Here is a 20,973-nt window from a genome sequence, read left to right on the forward strand (position 1 = left end):
GCCTGCGCGGGCCGCCACCGTAGACTGGCGAGGACGAATCCTGCCAAAGAAGAAGGTCTCCATGCGTTCTGCTCTGATCGGTTTCACCGGATTCGTCGGGTCGAACCTTCTCGACGCCCACCCGTTCGACGACCTGTACAACTCGAGCAACATCTCGGAGATCGAGGGGCGGGAGTACGACCTCGTCGTCAGCGCAGGAAATCGCGCCGACTCCTTCCGGATCAACAACGACGGCCCCGGCGACCGCGCCGAGATCGATGCGCTCGTCGACACGGTGCTCCGCGCGCGCATCAAGAAACTCGTCCTGGTGTCCACCGTCTGCGTGTACCCCGAGGGCGGCGCTCCGGATGAGGCCACTCCCCTCTCCGAGGCAGGGCTCACCCCCTACGGCGCCAACCGGCTCCACCAGGAGCGTCGGCTCGCCGCCGAGATCGACACGACCATCGTGCGGCTCCCGCAGCTGTACGGTGCGCGCCTGAAGAAGGGCGTCGTCTACGACCTGGCGAACGACTATCGGGTCGAGCACATCCGCCCCGCGAATCGATTCCAGCATTACGACGTGCGACGGCTCTGGGGCGACATCGACATCGCGCTCGCGCAGGGACTGGACGCGCTCAACATCGCCACCCCGCCGCTGACGAACGAGGTGCTCGCACGCGAGGTGTTCGGGATCGACATCGCAACCCAGGTGCCCGCCGAGCCGGAGTCGGTCTTCGCGCAGATGTACACCCGGAACATGACCACACGACACGCTGAGCTCTTCGGAGGCGAATCGCCGTACCTGGTGACGGAGGCAGAGGAACTGTCCTCTCTGCAACGCTTCGCCGACGAGCTGCGGCAAGAGAGGAGATGACCGTGTACAACGGACATTCGGTATCGGCGATCGTCACGTGCGCCGGCAAGGGCACCCGGTTCGGGAGCAACAAGCTGCTGGTCGAGCTCGGAGGGATGACCGTCCTGGAGCGCACCGTGCGCGCTGTCGCGCAGCCGTTCATCGACGAGCTCATCGTCACGATCAGCGCAGAGAACGAAGAGACGTATCGGCGGATCCTGATCGACGAGGCGCAGCTGCCCGTCACGCTCGTGATCGGCGGCGAGGAACGCCACCTCAGCGCGAAGAAGGGCCTCAAGGCCACATCGGGCGACATCATCCTGGTGCATGACGGCGTGCGCCCGTTCGTGACCGAGAAGCTGATCCGCGAAGTGCTCGACGCCGCCATCGCCAACGGTGCTGCGATGCTGGGCACGCCCAGCACGGTGCAGGTCAAGCTCGTCGGAGACGACGGCTTCATCGAAGGCTCGCTGGACCGCTCTCACTCCTGGCTCGGACAGACCCCGCAGGCCTTCCGCCGCAAGCTGCTGAAGAAGTCGTACAAGCGCGCGGTGAAGACCGACTACCAGCGTGTGAGCGATGACGCCGACCTGGTGCACGAGTTCATGGGCGTCCCCGCCCGGATCCTGCTCGGCGACGTGAACAACATCAAGATCACCACCCCTCAGGATCTCGGGACCGCGCGCCTGATCGTGGACCACCTGATCGCCACGGAAGAGGATGCCTGATATGGCGGAGCCCGCTGTGAAGGTCTCGGTCGTCATCGCGACCTATCGATCCGGAGAGGGACTGGACAGGCTGATCGCCTCGCTCGATGCGCAGTCGCTGCCCACGACCGAGTGGGAAGCGATCTTCGTCGACGATGGATCTCCCGACGACACGTACGACCGTCTCACCGAAGCGGCCAGAACCCGCCCCCACTTCCGGCTGACGCGCATCGAGAACTCCGGCTGGCCGTGTCGCCCGCGCAACACCGGCATCGAGTTGGCCACCGGCGAGTACGTGGCGTTCATGGACCACGACGACGAGCTGTATCCGGATGCGCTCCGGCTCGGACACGCGTACGCCAGCGCCCACGGCGCGGATGTGCTCAACGGCAAAGAGGCTCGTACCGATGACGCCGGATGGGCGATCGACCAGTTCCCCGGCGACATGCCCCAGGTCCTCGATCAGGGGCTGCCGTACGGCGCCCTGACCCCGACGAATCCGCACAAGCTCTATCGTCGCGCGCTGCTGATGGACCATGGCATCCGCTTCCGCGAAGGCGGCAGAGTGCTGTGGGAGGACATCTTCTTCAACGTCGCGGTGCTCGCGAAGGCGAAGGTGGTCTCCACGCTGGCCTCCACTCCGTACTATCACTGGTTCACGACCGCGGGAAGCGGCTCGACGACGTTCCGACGCGCGCGCCCCGAGTGGTGGTACTGGCTCAACGAGGTGATCGTCGCGATCGATGAAGGCCTCGATCAGCCCGAGCATGCCCGCGAACGCGCCCTGCTGCGAGAGCACCAGTACCGCTCCCGTCTCATGGATGCGTTCAACGCCTACTACGTGGAACGTTCGCCGGAGGCGCGGAAGCTGATCTTCGAGCACGGTCACCGGATGCAGGCTGAACACTTCTCACCCGAGGACGACGCTTGCCTCGACACGAGTTGGAAGCTGCGCGCGCAGCTGCTGCGTGCCGGGCACCCTCATTCCCTCGACCGCCTGATCCGCGAAGACCCGATCATCGGACCGGTCCCCCGTGCCACCGCCCTGCGTTGGGAGGACGGACGGCTCCACCTGGAGCTCGGCGTCGAGTGGAAGGACGGCTCCGGCCGTCATCATGCCCTCCGCGCTGCCGACTCCCGGTTCTACAAGGTGCTCTCCGCACCGTTCCGCGAGCTCTTCACGGATGAGCAGCTCGATGTGACGTCGGAGATCGATTCGGCATCCGTCACCGTCGGCGTGCGCTCTGAAGCCAGTCGTGTCACCTGGCAGGTTCCCAGCGAGAGCAGCATCTGGCGTCGCGAGACCTCGGATGCGGCGTTCGGCGTCCATGCCACGGCGGTCATCGATCCGCGTGATGCGGCGATGGGCGCGCCTCTCACGCCGGGCACCTGGGACCTCACCGCGCGGTGCGCACTCGGCCACCAGCGCCGCCAGCCGATGCTGCGCGGCTCCGTCGCCCCCGCCGTGCGTCTGACACCCGATGGGGCTGTCGCCGCCTACGCCGTGGGCGCAGAGCGCTTGATCCTCGATCTGGCGCCCACGAACATCGCGAGCCTGGTGCGTCCGACGGGGCGGGTGTCCGTCGTGGCAGGACGCGTCTCTGTCGAGGTCTCCGTCGACGAGATCGCCGAGGCCGCGAGCGATGTGGAGACCACCGTGCGCGTCGACGTCCGCTCCCCGCTGCAACGGATCGCTGCCCGCGTGCGCGACCTGCTGTCGCGCACGTCCACTCCCTGGGCCGAACGCCCGGCGGCACTCCGTGTGCGCGACGGCAAGGCGTGGCTGGAGATCGAGACGGCCCTCCCGGCGAAGGTCGCGCTGGGCGCGCGATTCCCCGGCGGCGAGAGGGTGTATCAGCTCACGACGAGCGGCATCCGCCGCATCCGCGGGAACGGCTGACGGACCGGTCGGCCCGCTCGACTACTTCTGGACGAGCGGGTTGTCCTGCCGCAGGCGCTCGAAGACCGCGTCGTACAGCTCGGCCACGCGACGGTTGTCCTGGCGCATCTCACGGATCTGCGCCTCGAGGTCTGCGACCCGCGCCACGAGTTCGGCCGTCGCTTCGGCGGCGACGGGAGCCGGCTTGTCGGGATCGAACCGCTGCAGTTTGCCGTAAGCGGTGGGGGCCACCAGCATGGCCAGCTTTCGCAGGAACTTTCTCATCTGCTCACTCCTTGATCTTCTTCGCGCGCTCATTGCGCTCGCGGATGAATCGCTGATCGCCTGCAGAGACGCGACCATCCGTGCGACGGATACGGGTGGAGCGCACGGTGCGCACCTGACGGCCATCTCGACGACGCCACTTCTGGAGCGGGTCGGTGACGAGAGGATGTCCTTCGAGCTCGGCGTCGATCCACTCCTGGGGCAGATGCCAGGTGGACGGCTTCCCGTGCTGGTACTGGCGGCTCATCGTGTCGTCCGAGACGACATCCGCGAAGCCGCGTCCGCGCAGCACCAGATCCAGCAGCAGATACACGTTCTGACGATTCGTCTTCGTGAGGGTCTGGAGGCTGTGGTGCGCGAACACGCACCACTCCTCGCCGGTTCCCAGCATCCATGCGCCGAACTCGAAGACCGAGGCGCGATCGTTGAGGTTGAGGTAACGGAAATCCACCCCGTCGCCCTCTTCGCCGGCAGCACGGGCGATGCGCAGCGCCTCATGGCTGTAGTCCACGCCGACCACACGGTGACCTGCCTGCGCGAGCTCGCGACTCCATCTGCCATCGCCGCAACCGAGATCCAGGATCCGGGCTCCGGCTGGCACATCCTTCAAGAAGTCCTTGATGGGTCGACCCGCCGCTCCGACGCCCACCGGTGTGTCGAACGCGAGGTAGTGCTTGTCCCAGTACACCCGTCCGCGGTTGAAGACCCCGAACCAGGTCTCGAAGCGGGAGCGCGTCGCCTTCGGCGTGACGAACTTGAAGGTGGGGTCCGGGATCTTCCAGCCCGCACCGTAGGCGTAGGACAGCCAGGCGGTGGGATTGGCCGGCTCGGGAAGGTCGACCCCCTCCACCGTCCTCTGCCGCGTGGGGATGAGATCCTCCGGCGTGACTTCCGGTCCCCGCAGTGCGAACGGCTGGCAGTACAGCCCGTCGCGGAAGAAACCCGTGAAGATGTCGACGTAGTGATCCGGCTCGCCGTCACTGTTGAAGAATTCGATCTCGAGATGCGTGAGGCTGTGCCGCACGACCGTGTAGCCCCGGGCAAGGAGTGCGCGCTCCATGCGATAGGACTCCAGGCCGATGTCGAGGGGGTTGTCGGCATGACTGTAGTACGCGAGGTCGAGGTCGTCGTCGTGCGGGAGAAGACCGCCGTCGCGGATCACGCCGAGCAGAGTTCCCCCGACGATGTAGACCTCATGACCGTCGGCCTGCAGATCGTCGACGAGCCTGCGTCCGTTCTTCAGCAACTCGGCCGCGACGTCTTCGTGGCGCCCGTCGAGCACCGGTCCGAGACGGTCCCACTTGGTCATCGCGAGCCAGCGACCGCGGGCGTCCGTGAGGGACAGACGCGTGGTGCTGCGACCGAAGCGCACATCCTCGACGACGTCGATCAATCGGCCGGTGGCGGAGTCCGTGAGCGAGACCGTGGTCGTCCCGCTCAGACGGATGGCGAGGGCAGCGGGCCACCGCAGGGCGATCACGCCGTCGACCGCATAGGGAACGCTCGCCGACCAGACGCGGTGACCGTCGAATCGCACGTCGATGACCTTCGCATCCTCGAGCGCGAAAGGATCGAGGACGAGCGTCTCCTGCGTGACCTCCATCATGCGGACATGGCCTCCACGGCTTCCGCAACCGGGCCGTCGAAGACCTTCTTGCCCTTCTTGATGACGACTCCACGCTGGCAGAGATCCTGCACCATGTTCACGTTGTGGCTGACCACGAGCATCGTCACGCCGCGTGACGTGAGCTCCTTGATCTTGGCCGAGCATTTGGCGCGGAACGGCGCGTCTCCCACCGACAGCACCTCGTCGACGAGCAGGATGTCGAGCTCGACGTGGATCGCCACCGAGAACGCGAGACGCATGAACATTCCGGAGGAGTAGTGCTTGACCTCCTGATCGATGAACTCGCCGATCTCGGAGAACTCCACGATCTCGTCGAAGCGTGCATCGATCTCATCCGCCGACATTCCGAGGATCGCGGCGTTCAGATAGACGTTCTCCCGCCCCGAGAGCTCGGGATGGAAACCGGCGCCGACCTCGATCAGCCCTGCGACGCGCCCGCGCGTGAGGACTCGACCGCTGTCGGGTTCGAGCACTCCGGAGATGAGCTTGAGGGTCGTGGACTTCCCCGAGCCGTTCAGGCCCATGATCGCCACGGACTCCCCCTCGCCGACCTGGAAGCTGATGTCGTCGAGCGCGGTGAACTTGTCCGCACGCACCTTCTTGCCGCGGATCCATCCCACGAACGCCTCCTTGAAGGAGTGCGTGTTGCGCTTGAGGAAGCGCTTGGAGACGTGATCGACGATGATGCTCGGCATAGCGGCCGTCTGGGAAATGATCTGAGACATCACAGGTCCTGTGCGAAAGAGCGTTCGAAGCGGCGGAAGGTGATCTGACCGATGATCAGCATCACGACGCAGATGATCAGGGTGACCAGGAGCGCCGACCCGAAGTCAGGAAGGAGGCTCGGGTCAGCAGCGCCGGCTGCCGGGGGCTCGGTGGTCCCCGCCCAGAACCCCTGGTGGAAGAGCTCCACGGCGACCGTCAACGGGTTCCAGGTGTAGACGGTGAACATCCACGGATGGTTGATGAGGGCCTGCTGCACGAGGATCCAGCTGTACAGCACGGGAGAGGTCCAGGTGGAGAACATCTTGATCAGGTCGACGAAGTTCTGCGCGTCGCGGAAGCGGACGTTGAGAGCGCTGAAGAAGAGGCCGAGGCCCAGCGCGAAGAACAGGATGATCGCGGTCGCGAGCAGGATCCCCCCGATGCCGATGAGACTCGGCGTCCACCCGACGAGCATGCACGCCAGGAGCAGGATCGCGACCTGCGGGAGGAAGTGGATGAACGCGATGATCGAGGAGGCGACCGGGAAGAGCTCGCGGGGAAGATAGATCTTCTTCACGAGCGCGCGGTTCTCGACGATCGAGGTCGTCGCGTTGCCGAACGCCTCGTTGAAGAGGTTGACGGCGACGACACCGGAGAACAGATAGATGGGGAAGTTCTCGATGTTGTGATTCAGCTTCAGAATCACGCCCATCACGAAGTAGTAGATGACGAACTGCGCTGCGGGTTTCACATAGGACCAGACCCAACCCAGTACCGAGTTCCGGTATCGGGTCGCTGTCCCCTTGCGCACCAGCAGTCGGAGGAGGTAGCCGCGACGGAAGACGTCGAGAATGCCCTTCCCCCGACCGGGTACGTCGTAGTCGCTGAGGTCGAGGGGCGTGCCAAACGTCAACTCAATCGCCCTTTCCAGTTACGAACGCGGGAATCGGGTCCGCGAAGCATCCTCGCGAGTATATCCGACGCGCTCCTCGCCCAGCCTGAGTGCGGCCGGAGCGCCGCCTCACCGCCTACGCCTTCGGCATGCCAGCGATGGTCCGGTCGTCGAGCACCAGCGGGGACACCGCCGCCTTCTGGTCAGCGGCCGCCACCAGCTTGCCGCCGGCGACGCCGTAGACGACTCCGGCCGCGGAGGTCAGCCAGACGGTGGTGAGCGGAGCCGCAGTACTGAGAGTGACGGTCTTGCACGCCGCGGGGGTCAGCGTCGTCGGCACGAAGCCGCCCAGCGCCGACGCCGCCACCGGCCTCAGCACTCCCTGCGAGCCGACATAGGTGGTTGTGCCGCAGCGCACGAAGACGCTCAGGGTCACGGACGGATCGACCCCTCTGGTGGCCGCAGCCTGTGGCGAGACGATCTGATAGCGCGCCTGGATCCCCAGGTCGGCGGCGACACCCCAGTTGGGGATGCGCTGACGCGTCGCGCCGTTCAGCAGCGTGACCGCCGACTCGTTCGAGGCCCTCACCAGCGCGCCCTCGGTGGGCACCACCGCGACGGCGAGCGCATCCAGATAGGCGGGCGCCACACGGTGGACGACCGGAGCGGAGCCCGCTGCGGCACGCGTCACGCTGGCGGCATCGGGCAGACGGAGGAATCCTCCGCCGACCGCGACCGCGGTGCGTGCGCCGTCACCGACGAAGACCGGCGTCTCCGTCACCGTACCTGCGGTGCGCCCGGCGCACAGCTGCGCCGAGAGCGCAGTGGAGCGATTGCCGCCAACCTGGTTCGCCGACACGGCCATGAGCTTGCCGGATGTGGCGACGTACGTCGTCGCGGCGCAGGTGGCGAACGGCGTGAGCGCGTCGCGCTTGTCCATCCCGACGATGCTCTCCGGACCCACGACTGCGGTCGTGGACGGCAATCCGTACTCGGCCGCCATGCCCCAGCTGGGCAGGTGGACGAGAGTCTTGCCGTCGACCAGCCAGACCTCCGAGGTGCCGTTGACCCGGATGAACGTCGCTGCCGCCGGATACGGCGCTCCCGCGGTGATCACCGCGCGATAGGCCGCGCTGGACTCGAGGATCGTCGGAGTCTGGTCGGCGTTGATCGCCGCGCGCTGTGCGGCGACCGAAGCGAGACGGTACTGGCCGCTGACCATGTGGAACACGTCGGTGCTGCCTGCGAAACGGATGAACACCTGGCTGCCGTTCACCTTCGTACCGGTCAGACTCAGTCGAGCGCACGTGGTGTCGTCGAGCTTGACGGTGCCGAAGCCTGCAGGCACTGCTCCGCTCAGCAGGCTCAGCTTTCCTCCGGCTGCGACGTAGGGCTTCCCTCCGCACTGGACGAACGGGGCGAGAGCGTCCGACGTCGAGTATCCGGCGAGGTCGGCAGCGGCGACCGTGGTGCCGACCTTCGCCGGGAGCCCGATCTCGGCGGACTGCGCCCACGATGGCAGGTGGTGGAGCCCACCGACCTCGTCCGCGAGCCAGACCTCCGGCTTCCCGTTGACCTTGACGAATGTGGCTGGAGCGAAGCGCACCCTGCTCTCCACGGTGCGGCTGCTGACGACCGCTGCCGGCATGACCGCCGCGTACGGTGCGGCGCCGCCGTTGCGCGCCGTCGCCGCCGCGGCATCGTAGAGCGGGACGAGACTCTTCCCGGAGATCTGGTGGATCCGACCGCCGGCCGTCAACCGCCCGAAGGCAGACATCTCGCCACCGGCCTTGAACTTGCTGAAGTGCGCGTTGGTCAGCGTGACGAGCGCGGCGCCGCACGATCCGCCCCAGGTCGCGACAAGCGAGCAGCTGGCGAACCGATGGGTCTGCGAGCCCTGCAGCATCGCGACGACGCCCGTGGAGGCGTTCTTGACGTAGAGCGATCCGCGCGCGCCTTCGGTGTAGGCCGAGATGGCCGCAGCGGTCGTGACCACCGGCGCCCCGAAGACGGCCTTGTACTCGGGATACGCCTCGGCGACGATGTGGAACCGGTTCTTGCCCGACAGCAGCCACACGGCTGAGCCGACCTTCACCAGGCCCTGCATGTTCGTGGGGTTCTGGGTGGAACCGAACCAGTCCGTGAAGTAGTTGTAGAAGTTGCGGTTGCCGTAGGCCGAGCATCCGTCTCCGGTGCCGTATCCGGCGCGGAGTGCGGCCGCGTTCGGCTGGTAAGGCGTGTAGTAGTACAGCGCCGAGGTCGCCTTGTTCGCGACGTAGACTGCGCCACGTCCGCAGGACGTGTTGGGGTTGTAGAGGATGTTCCAGGTCTTACCCGGCGCGTACCACTGGAACCACTTGCCCTCCATGTAGATCTGCATCTGGCGCGCTGCGCCGTAGATCTGGTGGAAGAATCCCACGTAGTTCGGATCGCACGGCGCGGTGTCGGGGCAGCCCTGACCGAGGGCGATGTTGTACCGCCAAGCGCTCGGCCACGTGTGGGTGATGAGCCCCTGCTCCTTCTGGAGCATGACGATCAGCACCTGAGGGTTGATGTTGCACGCCTGCGCCACCCGGTAGATGATGCGCGCCGCCGACTCGTTCGCGGCGCCGGAGTATCCGCTGCAGTAGGCGTCCGCGGGGCGGGTGACCGAGCTGATGCGGAAGTCCTTGAGGCAGACGTACCCGCTCTGGCACTTCGCGACCTTGCTGTTGAAGAAGGCCTGGATCTGCGCCTCCGTCATGGTGCTCTTGTTCGTGAACACGGCATCGCTGATGATGTTGCCCGCGTTGAAGCCGACGAGCGTCGACTTCGCCAGGCCGGTCGCTGCAGGATCCGCGGCTGCTCTGGCGACAGCAGGAGCGCTCGCGGTCACGGTCACGGCCGCCGTCGCGGCGCCGGCGGGGATCACGGTGCTCAGGACAACAGCGATGGCAGCAAGGAAACAGGTGAAGAGCTGGGGACCCTTCAGTGTGTTTCGAGAGCGTGGGGCACGTCGAGACATGTGACCAGTGTGACGGAAGTTGCGAGATGATGCCACTGTTGCGCCGAATGCGCGATAAAGACGCGGCGTGTCGCACGGATGCGCAGGCCGCTCTCAGCTGATCACAGGTCGGCGTGCAGGCCCCAGACCCGCTCCGCGGAACTCGCCCACGAGAACGACCTCGAGCGATCGGCGGCGAGCACCCGCAGCCGATCGCGCGCCGGCCCAGCGGCGTCGGCGACCGCGTCGGCGAGCTCACCGGATTGGACGATCCTGCCGCCGTCCGCGATCACGTCGTGGTGGGCACCGCTGTCGACCGCGACCACCGGGACTCCCACGCTCATGGCTTCCACGGCGCGCCACGGCCACGCCGCCACGGGGTTGGTGGCGACGAACACCTCTGCACCGGCGAGGACGGCTGCTCGGTCCTGCGGAGAAAGCACGCCGCGGATGTGGGCGCGTCGCTCAGGGAGTCCCGCCGCGGACGCGATCTCCGCCCACTGCGGCTCCGTCCCCTCCGGCGCATCGACCACCACGGCGTCGACGCCGGCTGCGACAGCGCCGCGGAACCCTTCCGTGAGCGTCGCCGCCGACCCTGCTACCACCACATACCGCTCCGGCAGAGAGAGCGCCGCTCTGCGCTCGCTCGCGTCCGCGGGCGCGACGAACCCTGTCGGCGCCGCTCCTGCGATCACCCGGATGCGATCCCCCAGCTTGGCGAGTTCGGAGAGACGACCCGCGATGGCGTGCGAAGGCACAACGACGGCATCCGCGTGCTTGACCGCGCGCCGGAGCATTCCGCGTTGCCAGGCCACCGACGTCTTGGACATCACGTCCGGTGTCTCCCACGCGTAGAGATCCCAGAGCGTCAGGGTCGTCTGGTCGTTGTCGTGCACCCGGTCGTGTCGGACCAGCGGAGCCATGATGCTCGGAGCATGGATGAGCCCACCGCCCACTCCGGGGGTGAAGCCCATCTGCCAGGAGGCGGCGAGCTCCCGCCGTGCGAGAGAAAGTGTCCTCACCTCGCCGATACCCGGAATGGTGAGCTCCGCTCCCGCCGGGACGATGGCGTCGACGGAGCATCCCGACGGCGCGGTCGCCACGAGGCCGAAGGTCAGATCGACCGCCGCCGCCGCATGATCAGGCTCCACGACATGCACCAGCTGATCCAGAACCACACGCAGTCGAGCACCCATGGCATCAGGTTAACCGCGGAGAGTCGTCCGACCGTGGAACGCCGCCCCGAGGCCGGGCGACTGTCAGTCATCCCTCAGCATCCGTCCACCGGTCGCCGATGCGTTCGTGCTTGAATGCTCACATGAGCGACGGTCGACTTCCCGTGCGGCGCCGGTGGGTCGGCTGGACCATCGGCGTGCTTCTCGCACTGCTCGTCATCGCGCTCGGGTGGGTCACGGTGCGCGGGATCGGTGCGGTGAACGACCTCCAGCAGGTGGCCGAGGAATCCTCTCACCTGAAGACGGCCATCGCCGCCGCCGACATCACGGGCGCCGAGCCGATCGCGGAGAGGATCGCGCATCACGCGCAGTCCGCGCACGACCTGACGTCGGATCCGATCTGGCACGCGTTCGGCGTCGTGCCCTGGATCGGTCCGAACTTCCGCGCGGTGAGCGAGGTCGCCGAGATCGCGGACGACGTCGCGCAGAAGGCCCTCACCCCGATGCTCGATGTCGCGGAGGAGTTCGATCTGTCCGGTCTCGGCTTCTCGGGAGGCACGATCGATCTCGAACCGTTCGCGGCTATCGAAGCGCCGCTCGGCGAGGCGAGCGCTGCCCTCACGGCCGCTCAGCTGCAGGCGCAGCACATCGACGAGGACGCGACCGTGGGGCCTCTCGCCGATGCGGTGCGCGAGATGCGCACCACGGTGACCCAGGCCGCGAACGCCGTCGGTGCGCTGCACGGCGCCGCCGTCCTGCTGCCCACGATGCTCGGCGGCGAGGGCCCGCGCAACTACGTGCTGGCCATGCAGAACAATGCGGAGCTCCGCTCCTCCGGCGGCATCATCGGGTCGAGCGCGCTCCTGCACGCGGAGAACGGGAAGATCACGCTGCAGCAGCAGGCGTCGACCCCCGACTTCCCCGCGCTGGACACCCCTCTTCCCGTGAGCGACTCCACCGTCGCACTGTTCGAGGATCGTCCGGGGCGCTTCATGCAGAACATCACGAGCATCCCGGACTTCTCCGAAGCGGGGCCGACGATCGCGGCGCGCTGGGAAGGGCGCTTCGGCGGGACGGTGGACGGCGTCATCGCCGTGGACACCGTCGTCGCGGCGAACCTCATGAAGGCGACGGGCGATCTCTCGTTCGGATCGTTCACGGCCACTCCCGACACGATCGTCAGCATCCTCCTCTCCGAGATCTATGCGACGATCCCCGACCCCCGTGTGCAGGATGAGGTGTTCGCGCAGGCAGCGAGCGCACTGTTCGGAGCCGCGCTCTCCGGTGGCGAACCGAAGGCACTGATCGGAGCGCTCTCGGAGTCCGCCGACGAGCATCGCATCCGCATCTGGAGCGCGCACGAGGACGAGCAGAAGGTGCTGGCCGCGTCCACCCTGGGCGGAACGATCCCCGATGACTCTGCGGACGCGACGTATGTCGGGGTGCTGGTGAACGACAGCACGGGCGGAAAGATGGACTACTACACCCGCGCATCGATCTCGACGGCGATCGGTACGTGCAACGGCGAGCCGACCACCCAGCTTCGCGTGACCTGGACGAACGACGCCCCCGCCGACGCGGCGACGACCCTGCCCGAGTACGTCACGGCCAACGGGTGGTACGGCGTACCGGCCGGCTCCGTCCGCACGCTCATCGCTCTGTACGGGCCGGAGGGAGCCACCCCGTCGCACGTCGACCGCGACGGCGAGGAGGACGGCGTCCAGACGACCGTGCTCGATGGTCGTGCCGTGGTTCAGCATGAGGTCCTCCTGGCTCCCGGCGAGTCCACCACCATCACGATCGAGTTCCAGGGGACCGGAGCAGGCGAGCGGCTGACGCAGGTGCTGCACACTCCGATGATCGACACGCCCAAGACGACACGCGAAAACCTCACCTGCGCTTCGTGACTTTCCCGCGTCGATGGGGTACTGTCGACTCACTGGGGAATATCTGGGTTCTGCCATCCTGCCGTGGGGGCAGGAAGAACCCACGCAGTCGGACGCAGGGGTGTGTCCGGAGGCGATTCCGCGTGAAATCTGGGGAGAATCATGCTGAAGAAACTGGCTGCCATCAGCCTTACCGCCGGCGCACTCGTGCTCATCGCACCGACTGTCGCCACCGCTGCGCCGTCTGTACCGGCCGCGACGTCCGGCTCCTATGCGGAGACGCCCGATGTGCGGGTCAATGACCCGATCATCGACATCTGCGAGGTCTCGACCATCGTCTTCGGCCCCGGGTACTTCCTGCCATCCGAGAACGTGGGCGTGTCCGTATCCGGCCTGAAGGCCGCCGACTCCGCGGTGTCGGGGAACACCGCGGGCGCTGACGGCAGCCTGACCCTGACGTTCCGCCCGCCGGCAGACGGAGAGGGTTCCTACGGGATCAGCTTCAACGGCTCGCGTTCGTACACGGCGACCATCACCGTGTCGCACGGGCATGACGCCGCGACGAGCTGCGACCACGACCCTGCCGTCGCTGCGGCCGGAACAGAACTGCCGCTGACAGGCGGCACGATCGAGCTCGCGCTCACCGGCGGCAGCGTTTCGCCGTGGGTCCTCGGAGGCGGCGCTGCGGCGCTCGTCGCCGGCGGTGCCCTGGTCGGTGTAGGAGCCGCCCGACGCAAGCGCGCCTAGGTCAGATCGCCGCTTCGAGCGGTGGTCGGCTGGACGACGGTGATCCCTCCCCCTCCGATCACCGTCGTCTGGCGTACCCGGTGAACGCACCGGAAGCCCACGACCGTCACTGAACTCAGGTGGCGGTCGTGGGCTGTTCTGCGTGCGGGCTGCTCACCGAGATGACCCCGGCCACCCCTCGCCTGTCCGTCGATCAGGGAGCGGGGCTGGGCGTCTCCGTCGGCGGGTGCAGAGCCCGCTGGATCATCTCGTGGATGTAGCCGTAGTCGGGCTGATGCTCGTCCACGCCGTTCTCCGGCGTGAGCTCGATCGTCTGCACCTGCTGCTCTTTCGCCTTCAGCATGAGGTCGAAGAACTCCGGCAGCTTGTCCTGTGGCAGATCGGTGTCGATCAGCGCTGTGCCGGCTGCGGCGACCTCATTGAAGCGGGTCAGCACCGTCTGCGGCGTGAACTGGTCGAGAATCGCCTCCTGCAGCTCCCGCTGGCGCTTCATGCGATCCCAATCGCTCGTGGTGTACCGCGACCGCGCGTACCACTGCGCGGTGTCGCCGTCCATGTGCTGCGGGCCGACCTCGATCCAGCCGATCGCCCATTCGTTCACGTCGGTACCGGTCCAGCCCTCCGGAGGACCACCCTTGGGCAGCCGCTCGGTGACGATGATGTCCACACCCCCGAGAGCGTCGACGAGCTCGGCGAAACCGTGCATGTCGACGAAGACGTAGTACGGGATCTCGATTCCGAGCACACCCTCCGCGGCGTCCTTGGTGGCTTCGATCCCCGGTGCCGAGCCCTGCGCCGCGGCGTCAGGGTACAGCCCCGTTCCCTGATCGTCACGGCAGATCTCGGCCGCGTTGCGCACGTGGTTCATCCAGCCGTTCCACCCGCAGGAGGAAGAGGCATGGCCCTCGAACCCGTTCGGATACAGTTCGAGCATCGGGCTACCGGCGCTGAAGGGCGCGTTCGGCAGCTCGCGGGGAATACCGGTGATCGTCACCGCGCCGCTGTCGGCGTTGATGGACACCACCGAGATGCTGTCGAACCGCATCGAGTCACGGCCGTCGCCGCTGTCCGCGCCCAGGAGCAGGATGTTGTAGTAGCCATCGCTCGGCGCGAGGCTCGGGCCGCTCTGCCCGAAGATCGAGCCGATGGTGTTGCGGGTCGAACCGACCACCGTGGCCGCGTATCCCGCTGCACCGCCGACCAGCCCCAGCAGCACGAGGGCCACGACCGGGATCGCGAACCGCTGAAGAGTGGGCACCTTCACCAGCCGCACCAGTCGGAGCGTATCGAAGGTGAGAACGACCCAGAGCACCGCGTAGGCCACGAGGAGAATTTGGAGGACGGTGAGGACGAGAGCTGAGAACCATCCCCCGCCGATCGTGATCCACAGCAGCGCCGGGCGCGCGAAGAGCGCGAGGCCCGCCGTGACGATGAGGAGGAACCACGCGAGGAGGGTCGCGCCCAGTCCGAAGCGTCCGAGACGACGGCTGCCCGCGACGATCTGGGCAGAACCGGGCAGGAGCAAGTTGAGTGCGATGAGCCACCAGCCGCGCTTGGCCATGGTTCCGGCGTCGGTCGAATCCGGGTGCCGCAGCGGGCGAGTCTCGATGAGGGGCCGAGAAGCGCCGCGCGGCGGCGCCAGGGTCACAGCGACTCCTTCAGCCGTTCGTTCTTCGCCTCTACCTGCGCCTCGAGGTCACGCGAGAAAGCCTCCATCTGATCTGCCAGCGCAGGATCTGCGACACCCAGGATGCGCGCCGCGAGCAGGCCGGCGTTACGCGCTCCACCGATCGAGACCGTCGCGACCGGGATCCCCGCGGGCATCTGGACGATCGACAGCAGAGAGTCCATGCCGTCGAGGTATGCGAGCGGCACCGGCACTCCGACGACGGGAAGCGCGGTCATCGACGCGAGCATACCGGGCAGATGCGCCGCTCCCCCGGCACCGGCGATGATGACGCGGATGCCTCGCGCACGCGCCTCTCGCGCATAGCTCATCAGCTTGTCGGGAGTGCGGTGGGCGGAGACCACCTCGACCTCGTGGGGGATGCCGAAGTCCGTCAGCGCTTGGGAGGCGTCGCTCATCACGCGCCAGTCGGAGTCGGATCCCATGACGACGCCGACCAGGGGCGCGGCGGAGGAGTGAAGTGGCTCAGTCACTAGCTCAGGGTACGGTCTGGCGCTGGAGATTCGCCCCACGGCACGCGGCACGCGGTCCAGAACTGCGAGCTCAGAGGAAATGAGCCGCCGCTGCGCGGGCCGTGTACACCGCATCGTCGAGATCGTCGCTCGCGACATTGACGTGACCGACCTTGCGTCCGGGACGCGGTGCCTTGCCGTAGGTATGGATCTTGGCGGCAGGGTAATCCGCCATCGCAGCGCCGAAACGCTCGCCGAGCGTCCCCTTCTCCGGGCCGCCCAGGATGTTGACCATGACCGACCACGGCTGGCGCAGCGCCGTGCTGCCCAGGGGCAGATCGGCGACGGCGCGGAGATGCTGCTCGAACTGCCCGGTGACAGCACCGTCCTGGCTCCAGTGCCCGCTGTTGTGCGGCCGCATCGCGAGCTCGTTGACCAGGATCCGATCGTCGTCGGTCTCGAACAGCTCGACCGCCAGCATGCCGGTGACACCGAGTCCGTCAGCGATGCGGCGGCCGATGTCCTCGGCTACCTGCGAGAGCCGTTCCGATGCGGCCGGAGCCGGTGCGATGACCTCGGCGCACACACCGTCGCGCTGCACGGTCTCGACGACCGGGTACGCCACGATCTCGCCGCCGGATCGCCGCGCGACTTGCTGGGCGAGCTCACGGACGAAGGGCACGAGCTCCTCGACGAGCAGCGCGTCCTCCGCGACCAGGCCGTCGAGCCAGTCCTGGGCCTCGGCGGCACTGCGGACGACACGGACGCCCTTGCCGTCGTATCCGCCACGCGGCGTCTTGACGACGCCGGCACCGTGATGGGCATCGATGAACACCTGCAGCTCATCCTCCGTGCGGACGGCTGCCCACTCGGGCTGCGGCACCCCGAGCTCCTCCAGTTTCGCGCGCATGACCAGCTTGTCCTGCGCGAACTGCAATGCATCGGGTCCAGGGTGCACGACGACGCCCTCAGCGACGAGCGCGCGCAGGACCTCCTGCGGCACGTGCTCGTGATCGAACGTGATGACGTCGACGTCAGCGGCGAACGCGCGAACCGCCTCGAGGTCGCGGTAGTCCCCCACCGCCGAGGCGGCGAGCTGTGCTGACATGCCTTCGGTCTCTGCCAGCACCTGCAGCTCGAGGCCCAGTTCGACCGCCGGAGCGATCATCATCCGGGCAAGCTGTCCTCCACCGATCACGCCCACACGCAGCGCCATGTGCCGCCTCCATTCGTCGTCACCATTCTCGCGCATCCGCGGGGCGACCGAGCACACGCCGCTCAGCGGCCTCACAGTGGGCGCGAGCGATCAGAACGTGGTGCCGACCTCGGATCCGGCCTGCGCGTCACGATGCGCCAGGATCTGGCTCACCTCGATCTGGTCCGCCAGGGTCTCGTGCACCAGTGTGACAGTGGGCACGTTCTGCAGCCTCAGCGGGGCATCCACCCCGTTCGACAACGTGATGGTGCCGGAACCCCAGATCCGCTGCAGCGGACCGCGCCGGACGGTGATGGTGTACCCGCGGGCATGAGACATCTCGCGACGCTGCCGTGCGCCGAGACCGCGATGGGCGATCACCCTCCGAGTGGTGACCGTGGTGCTCCGCGAATACCAGACGATGAACGGAAGGACGACGAGCACGAGCACGACGATCCCCGACGCGGCGAGCAGCATCCAATCCTCGAAGGGAGCGGGGAGATTGCCGTAGAAGTACGCCGTGGCCCCGAACGTGGCGATGAGCACCAGCGCCGACCAGAACAGCCGTCGTGCGTGACTGCGGAAGCGGGCGATCAGCAGTTCTTCCGAGGGCACGCCAGGAGGCGGCATCATCGGCCGACCGCCGAGCGTCACGGGCTGAGTCACCCCACCATTGTGCCTGCGATCTCCGACAACCCCGTGCGCGCTGCGGCGTGTCAGGGTCAGGCGGAGCGCACGTGCACGACGTCGCCGGCCGAGATCGCGTGCTCGGCCCCGTCCGATTCCACGAGCAGACGTCCGTCGGCGTCCAGCGCCGTCGCGAGAGCTTCCAGACTGCGACCTCCCGGCAACGAGATGCGGACCCGGCGCCCGAGCGTCGCGCACCGCTGCGTGGCGGCGGCGTGCAGCCCGCTCGCGACGGCATCATCTGTCTCGGTGAGCGCGGCGAGTCGGAGGTCCAGCTGTCGCAGGTAGTCGGCGAGCAGTCGGTCATCGTCGACCGTGACGCCGACGATGGCGAAGGAGGTCGCGGTCGGGACCGGCAGCTGTTCCACCGTCATGGCGGTGTTGACGCCCGCTCCGACCACGACGGCATCGCCGCCGGCCTCGGCGAGGATGCCGCAGATCTTATGATCGTCGACGAGCACGTCGTTGGGCCACTTGACCGCGACCCGCTGCTCCGGGAGCTGGGCCGCGATCGCGTCCGCCATCGCCACACCCGCGAGAAGCGGGATCCAGCCACGCGCCGTCGGAGTCGCCGGAAGCGCGCGCAGCAGCACCGAGATCGCCAGGGCGGAGCCGGCGGGCGCGAGCCAGGTGCGGTCGAGGCGTCCGCGTCCAGCTGTCTGATTGTCGGTCAGCAGCACAGACAGATGTGGCCATGCTTCGGCATCGTCGGTGTGCGAGCGGAGCTCGGCGTTGGTCGAGCCGGACTCGGCGACGACGTCCAGCCGCGCGGCCCGTTCGCGGGCCAGCGGAAGATCACGCATCAGATCTCTTCCTCGTCGCCCTCTTCGTCATCATCGTCCTCATCCGTGACGACCGTTCCCACCTCGTGGGCGTGCCAGCGTTCCCACTCCTCGAACAGCTGCTCGATCGCGTCATGGAACTTCGCCGTCGCGACACCGGGAGTGGTATCGCCGAAGTAGTGCTGCACCCACATCGTGAGGCGCGCCACAGCGGCCTCATCGGCACGAACACGCTCCACCTCCGCGACGATGTCGCGGGCGCCGTCCACGGTCAGCCATTCGCAATCCGCCAGATAGCCCTTGGTGTCGATCGAGGCACGCTCGTCGCTCGGGCGCGTGATCATCAAGGGCCGGCCGGCGGCGAGACGGTCGTAGACCATCGCCGAGATGTCGACGATGGCGACGTCGGCCGCCGAGAGCTGCCACCCGAGATCGGCACCGTGATCGTAGACGTGCTGCGCGGAGGAATCTGCCGCGTTCGCCGCGGCGATCGCGGCTACGATGCGCTTGTGAGCCGAACCATAGGCGCCGTCGACGACGCCGCTGCGCGGATGCGGACGGTAGATGACGCGGTGCCGCCCTGTCGCCAGCAGCTCGTTCACGAGCGTCTCACCGTGCGAGGCGATCGAGCCGTAATGTGCGCTGGGGCGGTCGCCCTCCCACGTGGGCGCGTAGAGCACGACGGTGCGGTCATCCGGAGTGTAGGGAAGCGTGCCGGAGTAGTGATCGGCCTGAGGGCGTCCGATCTCGATGGTCCGCTCGTCGACGTCGTAGTCCCAGAGGGTGCGCGAGAGCCGGTCCCTGGCGGCCTGACCCGCGACCAGCGCGTAGTCGTAGGCCTTGTACTGATTCGTGGTCATGTACATCTTGTCGGACTCGCCGTGGTTGATGAACACGTGCCAGCGGCGGCCGTAGCGGAACATCTGGAAGTTCCGGGTGTTCTGATTCACGTAGAGCACGACGCGGATGTCCTGCTTCGCGATGAACCGCTCGAGGTCGCGAACCGTCGGAACGAACGCCACCGGCGGAGCGTCCTCCTCGAGCAGCCGTTCCGCGCCCGTCGCCTGCCTCGCCAAGACCACGACAGGACGGTGCTTCGCCAACGCGGCCAACGGGCGATACCACTGTCGCATCTGGTACATGTTCACGGCGCCGTCAGCGAAGTAGACCGCGACCTGATAGTGCCCCTCGGGGTGCGGGGGCGCGTCGGCAAGCCGACGCCGCACCCTCTGGACCGCTGCACGGGACGCCAGAGCGCGCCTCAGCAGCCGGTACGCCTTCTTCGCGTCTGACATTGCACCCATCCCTCCAGGATACTTCGGCCCATGGAAGTGCCAGGCAGCTGCACCCCCTCCGTGACATGATCGAGAGGTGCAGGACAGTGAACCCAGGGGGACGGTGACGGGAGTGTCGTTCGTCATGCCCGTCCTCAACGAACGCGCGTACCTGCAGCATGCCGTGGATTCCGTCCTCGCCCAGGAACTCGACGGTCCGGCGGAGCTGGTGCTCGCGCTCGGCCCTTCGACGGACGGCACCACGGAACTCGCGCACTCCCTGGCCGCCGCCGACGACCGCATCCGGCTCGTGGACAATCCGGCCGCACACATCCCGGTCGGCCTGAACGCGGCTATCCGCGCCAGCCGCTATCCCACGATCATCCGGGTGGATGCCCACTCCGAGCTCTCCCCCGGCTACGCCGCCCGCGCACTGCGCGCCCTCGACCGCACCGGCGCCGCCAACGTCGGCGGCGTGATGCATGCGGAGGGACGTGCACCGTTCCAGAAAGCCGTCGCCCGTCTCTACAACTCCCCCGTCGGTCTCGGTGGCGGCGCGTACCACGGTGGCGCACGCGAGAGCGAGGCCGAGTCGGCATACCTCGGCGTGATGCGGCGCGCTGTGCTCGACGAGGTCGGGCTGTTCGACGAGACGATCCGCCGTGGCGAGGACTGGGAGCTGAACCTGCGCATCCGCCAGGCCGGCCATCTGGTCTGGTTCGACCCCGACCTCTCGGTCACCTATTGGCCGCGCGAGAGCTGGCTGCGACTGGCGCGCCAGTTCCGGGCGACCGGCGCATGGCGCGGTGAGCTGGTGCGCCGCTTCGGACGGCGCAACGGCCTGCGTTTCTTCGCGCCGCCCGCGCTCGTGCTGATCGCCGCGGTCGCGATCGTGATCGGGATGCTGCAGCTCACGGGCGTCCTCAGCGGGACGGCCTCGCTGATCGCCTCCGGGATCTACCTCCCGCTCCTGGCCTATGCGCTGCTGGTGCTCGTGGTCGCCCTCGCCCCCGGCGGAGGAGGCATTCGCCAACGCCTGTGGACGCTGCTGGTACTGCCGACGATGCACCTCTCGTGGGGGCTCGGCTTCCTCGGCGGTGTCCTTCGCGGCGCGCGGGACACCGTGGACGCCTCTCGGCTCGGCACACGCAACACGCCTCTCCCCTGAGCCGCCCGAC

At 67.5% G+C, this 20,973-nt stretch carries 18 protein-coding genes; 6 read left to right on the forward strand and 12 right to left on the reverse strand.

The features are described 5' to 3' along the window. Window positions 1-61 precede the first annotated feature (61 nt). The 3 genes from ACIOVG_RS01020 to ACIOVG_RS01030 are packed head-to-tail and all read left to right on the forward strand — an operon-like array spanning window position 62 to window position 3,439. The gene (locus tag ACIOVG_RS01020) at window positions 62-853 is read left to right on the forward strand and encodes an NAD-dependent epimerase/dehydratase family protein (protein ID WP_400868184.1); all 792 of its coding nucleotides are present in this window, start codon (window positions 62-64) and stop codon (window positions 851-853) included. Then, window positions 850-1,560: a 2-C-methyl-D-erythritol 4-phosphate cytidylyltransferase gene (locus tag ACIOVG_RS01025; protein ID WP_400868186.1), complete on the forward strand. Its 711-nt coding sequence runs from the start codon at window positions 850-852 to the stop codon at window positions 1,558-1,560. The genes ACIOVG_RS01020 and ACIOVG_RS01025 overlap by 4 nt, the downstream gene beginning before the upstream one ends. A gap of 1 nt (window position 1,561) precedes the next feature. After that, window positions 1,562-3,439, forward strand: coding sequence for a glycosyltransferase family 2 protein (locus ACIOVG_RS01030; RefSeq protein ID WP_400868188.1), 1,878 nt, complete (start codon window positions 1,562-1,564; stop codon window positions 3,437-3,439). Window positions 3,440-3,460: 21 nt separating this feature from the next. Here ACIOVG_RS01030 and ACIOVG_RS01035 read toward each other — a convergent pair whose 3' ends face one another. The 6 genes from ACIOVG_RS01035 to ACIOVG_RS01060 all read right to left on the reverse strand — a co-directional run bounded on the left by ACIOVG_RS01035 (window position 3,461) and on the right by ACIOVG_RS01060 (window position 11,106). After that, entirely contained in the window at window positions 3,461-3,703 is a 243-nt protein-coding gene (locus tag ACIOVG_RS01035; RefSeq protein ID WP_400868190.1) for a DUF6752 domain-containing protein, read from the reverse strand. A 4-nt stretch (window positions 3,704-3,707) separates the two neighbouring features. Next, on the reverse strand, window positions 3,708-5,309 hold the full coding sequence (locus ACIOVG_RS01040) for a class I SAM-dependent methyltransferase (RefSeq protein ID WP_400868192.1): 1,602 nt from the start codon (window positions 5,307-5,309) through the stop codon (window positions 3,708-3,710). Next, a complete protein-coding gene (locus tag ACIOVG_RS01045) occupies window positions 5,306-6,025 on the reverse strand; it encodes an ABC transporter ATP-binding protein (protein WP_400868194.1) in 720 nt (239 codons plus the stop codon). Before ACIOVG_RS01045 ends, ACIOVG_RS01040 begins: the two co-directional genes overlap by 4 nt. A 29-nt stretch (window positions 6,026-6,054) precedes the next feature. Then, complete coding sequence (locus ACIOVG_RS01050) at window positions 6,055-6,948, reverse strand: ABC transporter permease (RefSeq protein WP_400868195.1); 894 nt, start codon at window positions 6,946-6,948, stop codon at window positions 6,055-6,057. A gap of 115 nt (window positions 6,949-7,063) precedes the next feature. Further along, window positions 7,064-9,838, reverse strand: coding sequence for a hypothetical protein (locus ACIOVG_RS01055; RefSeq protein WP_400868197.1), 2,775 nt, complete (start codon window positions 9,836-9,838; stop codon window positions 7,064-7,066). Between the two features lie 194 nt (window positions 9,839-10,032). Further along, complete coding sequence (locus tag ACIOVG_RS01060) at window positions 10,033-11,106, reverse strand: glycosyltransferase (protein ID WP_400868199.1); 1,074 nt, start codon at window positions 11,104-11,106, stop codon at window positions 10,033-10,035. Window positions 11,107-11,228: 122 nt separating this feature from the next. On the opposite strand from ACIOVG_RS01060, the gene ACIOVG_RS01065 reads away from it, so the two are divergent. Further along, window positions 11,229-12,992, forward strand: a complete 1,764-nt coding sequence (locus tag ACIOVG_RS01065; protein WP_400868201.1) for a DUF4012 domain-containing protein — start codon at window positions 11,229-11,231, stop codon at window positions 12,990-12,992. 141 nt (window positions 12,993-13,133) lie between these two features. Beyond that, window positions 13,134-13,718, forward strand: coding sequence for a hypothetical protein (locus tag ACIOVG_RS01070; RefSeq protein ID WP_400868203.1), 585 nt, complete (start codon window positions 13,134-13,136; stop codon window positions 13,716-13,718). 193 nt (window positions 13,719-13,911) lie between these two features. On the opposite strand, the gene ACIOVG_RS01075 is transcribed toward ACIOVG_RS01070, so the two are convergent. The 6 genes from ACIOVG_RS01075 to ACIOVG_RS01100 form a co-directional block, all read right to left on the reverse strand. Further along, window positions 13,912-15,366 (reverse strand): LCP family protein, encoded by a 1,455-nt coding sequence (locus tag ACIOVG_RS01075; RefSeq protein WP_400868205.1) that lies wholly within the window; start codon window positions 15,364-15,366, stop codon window positions 13,912-13,914. Beyond that, on the reverse strand, window positions 15,363-15,830 hold the full coding sequence (purE, locus tag ACIOVG_RS01080) for a 5-(carboxyamino)imidazole ribonucleotide mutase (protein ID WP_400872630.1): 468 nt from the start codon (window positions 15,828-15,830) through the stop codon (window positions 15,363-15,365). Before purE ends, ACIOVG_RS01075 begins: the two co-directional genes overlap by 4 nt. Before the next feature lie 118 nt (window positions 15,831-15,948). Continuing rightward, window positions 15,949-17,073: a 5-(carboxyamino)imidazole ribonucleotide synthase gene (locus tag ACIOVG_RS01085; RefSeq protein ID WP_400868207.1), complete on the reverse strand. Its 1,125-nt coding sequence runs from the start codon at window positions 17,071-17,073 to the stop codon at window positions 15,949-15,951. Between the two features lie 90 nt (window positions 17,074-17,163). Further along, on the reverse strand, window positions 17,164-17,682 hold the full coding sequence (locus ACIOVG_RS01090; RefSeq protein ID WP_400872633.1) for a PH domain-containing protein: 519 nt from the start codon (window positions 17,680-17,682) through the stop codon (window positions 17,164-17,166). A gap of 92 nt (window positions 17,683-17,774) precedes the next feature. Next, complete coding sequence (locus tag ACIOVG_RS01095) at window positions 17,775-18,542, reverse strand: biotin--[acetyl-CoA-carboxylase] ligase (RefSeq protein WP_400868209.1); 768 nt, start codon at window positions 18,540-18,542, stop codon at window positions 17,775-17,777. Next, on the reverse strand, window positions 18,542-19,825 hold the full coding sequence (locus ACIOVG_RS01100) for a CDP-glycerol glycerophosphotransferase family protein (protein WP_400868211.1): 1,284 nt from the start codon (window positions 19,823-19,825) through the stop codon (window positions 18,542-18,544). Before ACIOVG_RS01100 ends, ACIOVG_RS01095 begins: the two co-directional genes overlap by 1 nt. Before the next feature lie 115 nt (window positions 19,826-19,940). On the opposite strand from ACIOVG_RS01100, the gene ACIOVG_RS01105 reads away from it, so the two are divergent. Next, entirely contained in the window at window positions 19,941-20,963 is a 1,023-nt protein-coding gene (locus tag ACIOVG_RS01105; protein ID WP_400872636.1) for a glycosyltransferase family 2 protein, read from the forward strand. Window positions 20,964-20,973 lie beyond the last annotated feature (10 nt).

The sequence above is a fragment of the Microbacterium sp. NPDC087591 genome (assembly GCF_044743625.1).
Lineage (GTDB): Bacteria > Actinomycetota > Actinomycetes > Actinomycetales > Microbacteriaceae > Microbacterium.